The 12555-nt window shown below is 52.3% G+C and carries 12 protein-coding genes; all 12 read right to left on the bottom strand.

Going from position 1 to position 12555, the window contains the following annotated elements:
- Positions 1-133 precede the first annotated feature (133 nt).
- A complete protein-coding gene (locus tag KXU80_RS01505) occupies positions 134-1381 on the bottom strand; it encodes a hypothetical protein (protein ID WP_219836552.1) in 1248 nt (415 codons plus the stop codon).
- 141 nt (positions 1382-1522) lie between these two features.
- Positions 1523-2110 carry a histidine phosphatase family protein gene (locus KXU80_RS01500; RefSeq protein WP_219836551.1) on the bottom strand — a complete coding sequence of 196 codons (588 nt, stop codon included), beginning with the start codon at positions 2108-2110 and terminating at the stop codon, positions 1523-1525.
- A gap of 74 nt (positions 2111-2184) precedes the next feature.
- The gene (locus KXU80_RS01495) at positions 2185-2787 is read right to left on the bottom strand and encodes an anti-sigma factor family protein (RefSeq protein WP_219836550.1); all 603 of its coding nucleotides are present in this window, start codon (positions 2785-2787) and stop codon (positions 2185-2187) included.
- The gene (locus tag KXU80_RS01490) at positions 2784-3380 is read right to left on the bottom strand and encodes an RNA polymerase sigma factor (RefSeq protein ID WP_219836549.1); all 597 of its coding nucleotides are present in this window, start codon (positions 3378-3380) and stop codon (positions 2784-2786) included. Before KXU80_RS01490 ends, KXU80_RS01495 begins: the two co-directional genes overlap by 4 nt.
- 450 nt (positions 3381-3830) lie before the next feature.
- Complete coding sequence (locus KXU80_RS01485; protein ID WP_219836548.1) at positions 3831-4922, bottom strand: prephenate dehydrogenase; 1092 nt, start codon at positions 4920-4922, stop codon at positions 3831-3833.
- A 4-nt stretch (positions 4923-4926) separates the two neighbouring features.
- Positions 4927-6024, bottom strand: a complete 1098-nt coding sequence (hisC, locus tag KXU80_RS01480; protein ID WP_219836547.1) for a histidinol-phosphate transaminase — start codon at positions 6022-6024, stop codon at positions 4927-4929.
- 223 nt (positions 6025-6247) lie between these two features.
- Positions 6248-7057: a tryptophan synthase subunit alpha gene (gene trpA / locus KXU80_RS01475; protein ID WP_219838811.1), complete on the bottom strand. Its 810-nt coding sequence runs from the start codon at positions 7055-7057 to the stop codon at positions 6248-6250.
- Complete coding sequence (trpB, locus tag KXU80_RS01470) at positions 7053-8261, bottom strand: tryptophan synthase subunit beta (protein ID WP_219836546.1); 1209 nt, start codon at positions 8259-8261, stop codon at positions 7053-7055. Before trpB ends, trpA begins: the two co-directional genes overlap by 5 nt.
- On the bottom strand, positions 8258-8932 hold the full coding sequence (locus KXU80_RS01465) for a phosphoribosylanthranilate isomerase (protein WP_219836545.1): 675 nt from the start codon (positions 8930-8932) through the stop codon (positions 8258-8260). Before KXU80_RS01465 ends, trpB begins: the two co-directional genes overlap by 4 nt.
- Positions 8932-9726 (bottom strand): indole-3-glycerol phosphate synthase TrpC, encoded by a 795-nt coding sequence (gene trpC, locus KXU80_RS01460; RefSeq protein WP_219836544.1) that lies wholly within the window; start codon positions 9724-9726, stop codon positions 8932-8934. Before trpC ends, KXU80_RS01465 begins: the two co-directional genes overlap by 1 nt.
- The gene (gene trpD / locus KXU80_RS01455; protein WP_219836543.1) at positions 9716-10768 is read right to left on the bottom strand and encodes an anthranilate phosphoribosyltransferase; all 1053 of its coding nucleotides are present in this window, start codon (positions 10766-10768) and stop codon (positions 9716-9718) included. Before trpD ends, trpC begins: the two co-directional genes overlap by 11 nt.
- Positions 10769-10773: 5 nt before the next feature.
- The gene (gene trpE, locus KXU80_RS01450; RefSeq protein WP_219836542.1) at positions 10774-12324 is read right to left on the bottom strand and encodes an anthranilate synthase component I; all 1551 of its coding nucleotides are present in this window, start codon (positions 12322-12324) and stop codon (positions 10774-10776) included.
- Positions 12325-12555 lie beyond the last annotated feature (231 nt).

The following is a 12555-nucleotide window of genomic DNA, read 5'->3' as shown; positions in this document are numbered from 1 at the left end:
TATAAACCCCATTGTGAGCGAACCGGCTCTACTAAATTATATTCATCGCAATCAACGAAGCGAAGGACGTTGGCCCTGCTGGGTCATTGAATGTGCTTATACCCATCGTTTGCAGTGTGCCGTTGCCTAAGGATTAACTGTTCAATACAATCGCCTCGTCATCCAAGCTTAATCCCGAGACAATCGTTCGTCCGAGCGGCGTCATTCGAATGACTTGTCCATGCTCTGCATGCTCGCCTATGCGAAGCAATCCTAGATGCAGCATCATGCCAATCAACCGCTGCTCCAAAATCGTTTCCGCCTGATCATAATAGAAAGGTTTGACGTAAGGTGTTAATGTGTGCAAAATCGTATCGGCCTGCACCCATTTGCTGCCAAGCTTGTCGATCCAGTGCACCAGTGCGCGTATGTTGGGAATCGGCCCTTTATAGAGGCGCAGCCAGAATTGGTACAGCTTATCCGGCGGTTCCGGCCTCTGCTGGGCTTGTCGCTCCTTGCCTGCAGGCGTCAGCTCCAAAATCTCGTTGTGCTCTGCGATCCAGCCCTTGTAATAGCAATAGTCATAGATAAGCGACAGCCTGCTTGGATAATCTTTGATCTTGCGTCCATAGCCGAACCGCCATTCACCTTTGCCTGGAAGCGGCTCTTTCACACCGAATAGCTCGAGCAGCTGCAGCAGCGTCCGTTTATACATCGTACCATCGGTCGTGAGCGCGACCACATTCTGATTAATATAGGTAAGCAGCTGCGAAACATCTTCCCCGATAAGCATCTGTTCGTCGCGGTAAGCATGAGGCTCGTCTCTCGAATAAATCACTTCCGATGCCAGCCGGCGCTCCATCGATTCCTTGAAACGTTCCTTCAGATCGCTCGGTACTTGGAACAGGTACCGTTCGGGACCAGCATAACCATTAAACAGCCAACCATACTGCTTAAAACGTGATATCGTGTCGCGTGGTCCATAGACAGGTGCCGGCTTTTCCTTAGACGCTTTTGGTTTGGCAGCTGTCTTGGTCGTCGTTTTCTTAGCTGCACGGCTTTTCTTGGCTGTTCCAGGCTCCTCGGCTGTTGTTTGAACGGAACCCAGTACTACTTGCGACTCATCCGGCGACTCACCGAACTTGCTTTGCTGCACGCGGGCAATTAATTCCTCCAAGCTGAAGGCGTCTCTTGCATCAAATAAGAGGGAATTGATAAATCTCAAATCCTCCAACTTCATAGCGCCGATTTGCGCTTCGAACACGTCCCTGCGATTAACCGTTGTTAATATCGACTGAATCAAATCATTCTTCGAATTTCCATTGCATTCGCATTGATAGGTTGAAGCAATACGGCTCAGTTGACCGATATCTGCATAGCTGAGCATGTCCGCTAATTTCATATGCCGCCCTCCGTTCCCCGGTCCCTCTTGCAGGTTTACTACCATTATGGGAACATTGACGGATTTTATAACCTGGATACACAAAAAAAGCCGATTACCCGCATATACGCGAGTAAACGACTTCAATTAGTCCTTGGATTGTTAATGCTGCACACGCTCCAGATGAAGCGTGCAATTGTGAAGCAGCGGCGTCCATCCCGAGGCTTCGCGTTCCATAATCGAGAAGGACAGATTGTGAATCGGCTTATCTGTTAATTCACTGCACATGGCCTGCAGCAGCTGCGCCAGCAAGCTGCCATGGGTGACCACTAACAACTGCTTCGCCGGGACTGCGGCGGCGGCTTCCTCGACAAACGATAACGCTCGAGAACGAAGCGCATCATCGGTTTCCTGATCGAGCGCTTGCTGCTTCCATTCGGTGCCCCAGCGCTGCAGCCGCTCTTGTTCCGTTGTACCTTCGACTTTACCATAGAAGCGTTCCCGGAGCCGCTCATCAGGTGCTAGAAGCGGAATACCAAGTGCCCCGGCGAGAATCTCCGCCGTTTGAAGGGCCCGCTTCAAATCACTGGAGATGACGGCATCCCACTTCATCGGCTCATGCACGAGACGGCGGGCAAGCGCTTGGGCTTGCCGAATGCCTTCAGTATTAAGAGGAATATCCGTTTGTCCTTGGATTTTGCCTAGTGCATTCCAATCTGTTTTGCCATGGCGAATAAGTCCGATCCGCACGCCTCACGACCCTCTTCCAACGAAAAATCTCCAGCGAAGTACTGGAGTCTCTCTACGATATGTATCCTGCTTCGTCAATTGCGTGTTCTTGAGAACCAATTCAAGATGAGCAGCGTCATAATAATGCCAAGTACAGATAATGCCACATAGTATTGTGGAACGGCAGGCACAATATTCAGCACAATAGGATCGCTAATGCTCGCAACCGGCACGTCGGCATAGAAATCGGCGCTTATGACGGAATTATCGCTAGCCGCATTGGCTGTTTCAATAAGTCCTGTCAGCTTGGCGACTTCTACGGAAGAAGAATCGTTCGTAGAGGTCAGTAAATAAAACAAGCCGACGACAAACATCGCCAGACAAAATGCCATTATTATCGTAACGTTACGACGGAAGGACTTCGTGAAGTGATATCTTCGGCTGGCGATTGGCATAAACCAGGACTGTTCCGAGTATATGCGGTCCATGACTCCATGATTCACATGATCAACCGGTCCAAGCTCGACGGAATCTTCGGAGAAGAAACGAATCAACTGCTCGCTTTCTTCCCATATCTGAAACTCCTCCCTGCATCGCTCACAGGTTTGAAGATGCTCATCAACGGCTTGACGTTCGCTGTCATCCTCTGCTAAATCCCAATACGCTCCGAACGTTTGCTGCACATTCTGGCAATTCATCGTATCTTCATCCCCTCGTACTCCTCCAGCATGGGCGATTCGCCAAAATACGGTTCTAGCTGCACTTTCACGCTGCTGCGGGCCCGGAAAAGGAGCGACTTCACTGAGCTTACGGTTTGACCGAGAATATTAGCAATTTCCTGATAATCCAACTGGTCATATTCGCGTAAAATTAGTGCGGAACGCTGTTTCTCCGGCAGGCTATTGATCGCTTCGCGAACCATCGACATCCGCTCGCTTTGCAGAAGACGCTGTTCTGGAACAGCTTCCGGCGGTGCAATCGGTGTGAAGCCGACCTCGTCGAAGGATACATTGCCTGCTTTCTGCTTGCGCAGCTCGCTGAGTACCGTATTTCTTGCTATGGTGTACAGCCATGTTGAGAAGGAAGCATCTACTTCCCGGAATGAATGCAGGCTGCGGTACGCTTTGTAAAAGGTTTCCGAGCATAAATCCTCTGCCAGCAGCTCAAGCTTGGCGCTCTTTAACATGTGGTAGATAAAGGCTAGGATTTTACGTTGGTAGCGCCGCATTAATTCCGAATACAGCTGTATATTGCCATCTTTTATTTCGCGGATAAGCTGGGAATCCGTCATCGCGGGCGACCCTCCTTGGCCTTAGGAGTGCTCCCGGATCGGTTATTTATTGTACCGAACCAAGAGGAAAAAGTTGCGCGGGTATAATAAAAAAATGGTCATATTGTGGGTAATCATATAATTCGTGAGATGTGACCAAATTCCTGCTTCTTTCGACATGTTTTGTCTATCCCACTTTTTTACAAAAACTACAGCAATTATAGCATGACGCAAATCTGATTTGGGTAAAAGTTTTACAAAGAAAACAGGACATGCGGCGCGGCCACTTTCGTAGACGAAATTACGGAATGAAAAGTTTCATAAATGAACAAAAAAAGACCGCCTATAAAGGCGGCCCCGCAAAAATTTGCGATGGATTTGGATAGGAGTGGAGAGAAACCATACTGTACTTTTATTATATGTATACGTTTTCATTTTGTCAATAAGCGTTTTCAAAATGGCTGCTGCTTTCTAAAAATGAACAGAATATCCAATTTCCCCTAATTTTCTAACGGCGCGATCCAAATCCTCCTGGGTTCTGAAGCTGAGCCTCAGCACGCCCGGAACGTCCTCCCGGCTTTCGATGATTTGGATATTGCTTAAATTGATCGTATCGTTCCCGAGCTCTGTTGCCACATGGCCAATGATGCCGGGATGGTCGGGCACATCGATGTAGCATTCGTAAACGGAATGAATCATGCCTTTGCGGCGTTCCGGCAGCTGGCTGCGGAATTGACCGGATTCCTTGAATGCTTGCTCAATTGCGTCTCCGTTCTCGTTCTGGAGCATATCGATAAATGCGCTCGTGCCGGCCTGCCATTCCGAGAGCAGCTGCAGCAGTACGGTCCGATTGTTCACAAGTATATCCCGCCACACGACCGGCTCGCTTGACGCAATGCGCGTAATGTCTCGGAATCCCCCTGCCGCAAGAACTGCGTACAGAGAATTGTTTTCGCTGTAGCCGCGAACAAGATTGACGAGCGCAACGGCAATAATATGAGGCAAATGGCTGATTGCGCCAACGATTTCATCATGCTCGTCAGGCCGTACATGCACGATGTGCGCCTTGGTGTATGCAAGCAGATCCGTCAGCTTGTCGATATAAGATTGCGGCGTTCCTGCTTCGGGCGTCAAGACATAGAAGGCATTCTCGAATAAATACAGCGAAGCGGCTTCGACGCCGGATCGCTCCGAACCCGCCATGGGATGACCGCCGATGAACACGGCTTCCCCCAGTCTCGCTTGCCGCGCGGAAGCCGCTACAGATGCTTTGGTGCTGCCTACATCCGTAATGATACAGCCCGGCTTCAAGTCCAACTGGCTCAAATCATTAACGTATTGCTCAAGCGACCCGACGGGTACGCAAAGGAAAATAAAATCCGCGCCTTCGGCCGCCTCGCGAAGAGACGTCGTCGCGTAATCGACGACGCCTCTCTCTACGTATTTGGCTGCGGATGATTCACGTACGGAATGACCAACGACCGTGATCCCGGGCTTGCCTTTGAAACAAAGCGCGAGCGAGCCGCCGATTAAGCCGACGCCGAATATCGCAATTTTTGTCATGATATTAACCTAGCACCGCCGCTTCAACGAGAACAGCTTCCAGTGCGGCGACAAATGCTTCGTTCTGCTCCTGGCTGCCGATCGTAATGCGAATATAAGTCGGATGATGCTTCCAACGCGCACGAGAGATGATCCCTCTCCGCAGCAGGCCGTCGAAGGCTTTACCGGACTCAAGCTTCACGTCGACCATAATGAAGTTGCCGTGCGCTTCGTAATAACGGAGCCCCAGGCGGTCGAATTGACCGTACAGGTAAGCTTTCCCTTCCGCGTTACGCGCGCGGCAGCTGTTCAAGAAATCAGTATCTGCAAGAGATGCCACGGCCGCAGCTTGCGCAAAACGGGTTGTATTGAACGGCTCGCGCACTTGATTGACCATACGAATCAAATCCGGGTGGCCAACGCCATAGCCGATGCGAAGCGATGCCAGGCCGTATATTTTGGAGAATGTACGAAGCAGGATGACGTTCTTGAAATTCTTGAGCAAGGACAGGCTGTCGGGATATTCCTCATCTGTAACGTATTCATAATACGCCTCGTCCAATGCAACAATGATGTTATCCGGTACTTGACGAACGAAGGCAGCCAGCTCGTCTTCGCGAACAATCGTGCCCGTCGGGTTATTCGGATTGCACACCCAGATGATTTTGGTACGATCCGTTATTTTCGCCAGCATCGCATCCAGGTCGTGCGTGCCCTCCTTAAGCGGCACTTCGACGGTCGTTGCGCCTTCGATTACGGCATTATGCTTATACTGCGAGAATGTTTCGTCCGCCATGATCGTTTCGTCCCCTGGAGACAGGAACGCGCGAGCCAGCATGAGAATGACTTCATCGGAGCCTGCGCCGAAGATGAGCTGGTTACGTTCAACGCTTAAATAATCAGCCACGGCGCCCGCCAATTCCGTGCTGAAGCTGTCTGGATAGATGCTGATCTGTTCCAATTCATGCTTAATCGCTGCCTTAGCATGCTCAGAGGATCCGAACGGATTCTCGTTAGAAGCCAGCTTAATGACGTCCTTCAAGCCCAGTTCGCGCTTGACTTCATCGATTGGTTTGCCTGGTTGATAGACTGGCAGGTTAACAATAGTTTGTTTCGGTTGCATTCTTAATCACCTCGTGAATGTGTTTCAAAGCTTCAAACCTTGTTTCAACATTCTCTCATAAAACGACCCTCTTTAAAAGGGCTTCGCCGTATTTTCTTTCACGCTTTTAAGCTTTTATGTGCAAAAGCAATTGGATGCCAGCAGCTGCCAGTCATTGACCTTAATAAAAAACCTTCGGAGGTCCGTAGACCAGCCGAAGGTTCGATCGCAGCGTTTCGTAGCATTAGCCTTTCAACGCGCTGACAAAGGCATGAATTTGCGCAAGTCCTTCTTGTTTCGAGCTTGGCGACTGCAGCAGCGGAACAACCTCTTCGATCTTGCGAACGATGGCGCTTCCGACGATAACGCCGTCGGCCTGTTTGCTGAAGCGCTCGACCTGCTCGCGGCTCGAGATGCCGAAGCCAACCGCGATCGGCGTGTCGGTCGCGCCGCGGACCGTAGAGAGAAATTCATCGATGCCTTGGTGGAAATCCGCTCGGACGCCCGTTACGCCAAGTGAAGACACGCAGTACACAAAGCCTCGGGCTTTCGCTGCAATGCGCACGACTCTGTCGTTGGACGTCGGTGCCACGAGCGGAATTAAATGAATGCCGGCCTGCTCGGCCATCTCTCTCAACTCAGCATCCTCTTCGATTGGAAGATCCGGAACGATAAGGCCGCTGATGCCCTTAGCCGTGACGAGCTTGAAGAACCGCTGCAGGCCAAGCTGCAGAATAGGATTGTAGTAGGTGAACAGGATAAATGGCAGCTTGACGCCGGCTTGACGGGCGTTCTCCGCCACTTGGATACAATCCTCAAGCGTTACGCGGCCATGGCCAAGCGCACGCTCGGAAGCGCGCTGAATCACCGGACCGTCAGCCAGCGGATCCGAATACGGTACGCCCAGCTCAATCATATCCGCGCCCGCTTGTTCGAGTGTTTGAATGATTTCGACAGAGGTTGCCAGGTCGGGATCCCCCATTGTCAGAAACGGTATAAGCGCAGTTTTGCCTTCGGCGCGAAGCCGTTGGAACGAAGCATCGATCGCATTAATGCCCATGCTGGCCTGCACCTCCTTCGAGATAGCCCATAATGGCTTGAACGTCCTTGTCGCCGCGGCCGGATAGGCTAACGACGATGATTTGGTCTTTGTCCAGCGTTGGCGCGAGCTTCTGCACTTGCGCAATGGCATGCGCGGATTCCAATGCCGGGATAATTCCTTCCGTGCGCGACAGCAGCTGCAGCGCTTCTAGAGCTTCCGTATCCGTAATCGGCAGGTAGGTCGCGCGCTTGGAATCTTTCAAGTAGGCATGCTCGGGCCCGATACCCGGATAATCCAAACCTGCGGATATGGAATGCGCCGGTTGAACCTGGCCGTATTCATCCTGAAGGACGTAGCTTAGCGAGCCTTGGAACACGCCATGGCGGCCTTTCGTCATCGTTGCCGCGTGCTCGTCCGTATCGACGCCCCGACCGGCTGCTTCAACGCCAATCAGCTGAACATGCTCGTCCCCGATGAACGGGTAGAACATGCCGATTCCGTTGCTTCCGCCGCCGACTGCAGCTACGACATAGTCTGGGAGACGACCGGCTTCCTTCTGAATCTGCTCCCTGGACTCATCGCCGATGATCCGCTGGAAGTCACGAACCATCATCGGATAAGGATGCGGTCCCGTAACGGAACCCAAAATGTAATACGTATCGTCAACGTGGCTGACCCAATAACGAAGCGTTTCATTGCAGGCGTCCTTCAATGTACGAGTACCTGACATGACCGGAATGACCTCCGCACCAAGCAGCTTCATACGGAATACATTAAGCTCCTGCCGCTTCATATCCTCTTCACCCATGAACACTTTGCACTCCAAGCCGAGCAGCGCAGCGACGGTGGCAGAAGCGACGCCGTGCTGACCGGCCCCGGTTTCAGCGATAATCTTGGTTTTGCCCATACGCTTCGCCAATACGCCTTGACCGATCGTGTTATTGATTTTATGTGCGCCGGTATGGTTCAAATCCTCGCGCTTTAAGTAAATTCGCGCTCCGCCGAGCTGCTCCGATAAGCGTTGTGCATAATAAAGAGAAGTCGGGCGGCCCGAATATTTGGTTAATAAGTAACGAACTTCCTCGTTAAACGCCGGATCCTTCGAATAGTGTTTATACGCTTCTTCCAACTCCAGCAGTGCGTTCATGAGCGTCTCGGGCACATAACGTCCGCCGAATTTCCCGAAGCGCCCGTTTTCGTCCGGTAATTGATTCATACGCCTCTCACCCTTTCCGTAAAAAGTTTGATCTTGCTGATATCTTTCGTACCTTCTGTTTCCACGCCGCTTGATACATCGACGCCGTTAGGTGAGTACTCGGACAATAATTCCTGAACATTATCCGGATCTAAGCCGCCAGCCACATAGAGCGGTACGCCAATAGCCGCCGCCGCTGCCATGTACCGATCAATCACCTGCCATGCAAAGGTTTTGCCGGTTCCCCCGCCAGCCGTATCAATTAGAAAAGCATCTACGCATCCGCTGAACGGTTCCAGCCGATCTGGCCCAGCCGATCCGGCATCCGCGACATCGTTATCCGTCACGGAGAATACTTTCCAGACATTCACGCCGAATTTACGGCGCACCGTATCGCAAAATACCGGCGGCTCCTCGCCATGAAGCTGAACGACGTCAAGCGAAGCAACCGCCAGCGTAGCTTCAAGCTCTTCGAGCGTTGGATTGACGAATACCCCGACCGTTCGTGGAATATTTCCGTCTTGACCGCGCAGCTGCCGAGCTTCGGCAATAAGCTCCGCACCCAGCGCAGGCGACACTTGACGCCGGCTCTTCGCGAATATGAATCCAATCTCATTGAGAGGCAGGCCGTTCATCTCCCGAATGGTTGCCGCATCGCGCAGGCCGCATATTTTGACGCGCGCTGGCTGCATTAGATTGTCACCGGTCCCATCAGCTGCTCTACCGCTGCGCCGACATCCGGCTGACGCATGAAGAACTCGCCGACAAGAACGCCTTTCGCCCCGCTGGCTTTCACGAATTCAATGTCGCTCGGAGCGGCGATTGAGCTTTCGCTGATCACCGTTACGCCTGCCGGCAAAAGACCGATCAGACGTTCTGTTGTCGTAATATCGGTTACGAACGTGTGCAGATTACGGTTGTTGATGCCGATGAGCGAGGCTTTGCTTAGACCGAGAACGGCTTCCATCTCTTCCTCGTCATGGACTTCAACGAGCACGTCGAGTCCGATCGATTTGGCAATATCATAATATTCGGCTAGCTTGGAAGGACGAAGAATCGCTGCAATAAGCAGAATCGCGTCCGCGCCGATCAGCCGCGCTTCATAGATTTGACGGTAATCGATCGTAAAATCCTTCCGAAGAAGCGGCAGCTTGACCGCACCGGAAACGGCCGTCAAATATTCATTCTTTCCTTGGAAATAATCTTCGTCCGTCAGCACGGATATGCAGTCCGCACCAGCCTGCTCATACGTGCGTGCCAACATTACCGGGTCAAAATCCGGGCGGATGAGTCCCTTGGATGGCGATGCCTTCTTCACTTCGGCAATAAGACCGATCTGGCGGTTCGTTCGGCCAGCAAGCGCGGACTCAAAGCCGCGGCAGGGCGGAAGCTCCGCGATCTGGCGTTCAATGACGGGCAAGGAGAAATTTAGGGCTAGATCATCCACTTCTTTACGCTTGGAAGCTACGATTTTATCAAGAAACATGGCTCAACTCTCCTGTCGTTTCAATCAGCTGCCGAAGCTTGGATGCAGCTTTCCCGGAATCAATTACTGTTCTGGCCATATCAACGCCAGCGCGAAGCGTACTCGCTGCTCCGCCTACGAAAATGCAGGCACCTGCATTCGCAAGCACGATATCCCGATAAGCGCCGTTATCCGCTCCGCTCAAAATCGCATGAATGATGCGTGCATTCTCTGCTGCATCGCCGCCGATTACCTCGCTCAGCGGATGGGTACCCAGCCCGAGTTCCTGAGGCGTAATTTCGTACGTGCGGACAATGCCGTCTTTCAGTTCGGAAATTTGCGTCGGTGACGAGATGCTGATTTCATCCAAACCGTCGAAGCTGCTGACCACCATGGCACGCTTGAGACCCAAATCACCCAGTACGGAAGCGATGGTCTCCGTGCGCGTACGGTCGTAGATGCCGAGCAATTGGCGGTCAGCGCCTGCTGGGTTCGTCAGCGGGCCTAGCATATTGAAAATCGTCCGGATGCCAATCTCCCGGCGCGGACCCGCAGCATGCTTCAACGACGGATGGTACAGCTGGGCGAACATAAAGCAGATGCCGATTGCATCGAGGCAGCGAGCCGCCTGATCAGCCGTCAGCGTAATGTTAACGCCTAGAGCTTCCAGCGTGTCGGCACTGCCGGATTTTCCCGACATGGCACGGTTTCCATGCTTGGCAACCCGTACTCCTGCTGCTGCCGCGATGATGGCCGAAGCGGTCGAGATGTTAAATTTATGAATGCCGGAGCCGCCTGTTCCGCAGGTATCGAGCAGCCCGTTCCGTTCCGTAGAGACGTGGTTGGAGCATGCGCGCATCGCTTCCGCGAAACCGGTAATTTCGTCTCTCGTTTCGCCCTTCATCCGCAAAGCCGTTACGACAGATCCGATCTGAGCGCCGCTTGCTTCGCCGCTCATAATAATTTCCATGACGCTCCGGGCTTCCTCACGGGATAAGTCGGTACCGCCGATAATCTGATTCAGCGCACGCTGCATCGTCATGATATCATTCGTTACTGCCATCCCGATCACCCTTTCGCATCCGCATAATAGTCCATATTGATCATACTCGTGCCGCGTTCTTGCACGGCAAAGGCCGCTTCCGCCGCACGAACGGCTTTGAGCGATGCCATCGCTTTATTAACGGTTTCCATATACTCATTCTCCGGAATGGAATCCCATACGATGCCTGCCCCGGCTTGCACGTAAGCTTTGCCATTCTTGAAAATAATCGTTCGGATCGTAATGCACGTATTCAAGCTGCCGCCAAAGCCCAGATAACCGATCGCTCCGGCGTATGCGCCGCGCGCTTCATTCTCGAGCTCTGCGATAATTTCCATCGCCCGAAGCTTAGGTGCGCCCGATACGGTTCCCGCTGGCATGCAGGATACGAAGGCATCGAAGAAGTCCTTGTCTTCCCGCAGCTTGCCGGAGACGTTCGACACGATGTGCATGACGTGCGAGTAGCGCTCGATTTCCATATAGGAGTCGCAGCGAACGGTGCCGAATTCCGATACGCGCCCGATGTCGTTGCGCCCGAGGTCTACCAGCATTAGATGCTCGGCGCGTTCCTTCTCGTCCGCCAGCAGCTCCTTCTCCAGCGCCAAATCCTGCTCCGGCGTTTTGCCCCGAGGCCGCGTTCCAGCGATTGGACGCGTCTCGACACGCTCCCCGTCTACTTTCACGAGCGCTTCCGGCGAGGTACCGACGATGACTTCATCGTCCATCTTGAGATAATACATATACGGCGATGGATTCATCATGCGCAGAACGCGGTACACATGAAGCGGGTCCACTTCCGTTTCGATGCTGAAGCGCTGCGACAGTACAACTTGGAAGATGTCCCCTGCACGTATGTATTCCTTGGATTTCTCCACGTTGCTGAGGAACTGCTCCTTCGTCTGGTTAGACTGCACATCGCCAAGCTCCGGATCGATCGGAATGCTTCCTTTTGTCATGATCGTCGACGGCAGCGGCTGCTGAAGCCGTTCGATCGTAGCCTCGATCTTCTGCAGCGTACGCTCGTATACAGCTTGAATATCGCTGTCCGTCGCCGCCTCGGGAATATGAATGTTGCCGATCACCTGCACCTGCTGCTTAAAGTGATCAAATACGATGACTTGGTCGCAGAACATGAATTGCAGATCGTTCATTTGCAAATCATCAATGCGGTGTGCCGGAAGCTTCTCGTAATATTGAAGCAGATCATAACCGAAAAACCCAATCGCGCCGCCAGTAAATGGCGGCAGCTCCGGCAGCGATGGACTGCGGTATGAACGCAGATGCGCCTTCAGGAGCTCGATCGGTTTCTCGCGAAGAACCGTTTCTTCTCCGTTCCGCTCAATGACCATCTCGCCGTTCTTCCCGCGAATGAGCATGAACGGATCAGTGCCGATAAAGGAATATCTTGCCCATTTAACCCCACCCTCTACGCTCTCAAGCAGGAACGCGCGGCGCTCACGATAGAAATGCTGAAATATCCGGATCGGTGTCTCGGTATCTGCCATCACATGCCGTACGATCGGAATGAGGTTGTACGTGCTGGACAATCGAATAATTCCTTGCAGCTCCTGATTCATACTCAATCTCTCCTCTAGTGGAAAATAAAAAAACTCCTGCCGCAGCAGGAGTGTTCATGTCAGAAGATGGAAAATGAGAGTTGAATGAAGATACAGGAAAATAAGCAGTACACAGAGACATGTCTCTATACACTGAAATAATCATGCATTTCTTCACAACTAATGGCCTACTCATCTCAGCTCTACTCATCTCTTCTAACAAACCGCTACTCTGCTCTTCTCTGCTCATCC

The organism is Paenibacillus sp. R14(2021) (genome assembly GCF_019431355.1).
Lineage (GTDB): Bacteria > Bacillota > Bacilli > Paenibacillales > Paenibacillaceae > Paenibacillus_Z.
This window is presented reverse-complemented; position numbering and strand designations above follow the sequence as displayed.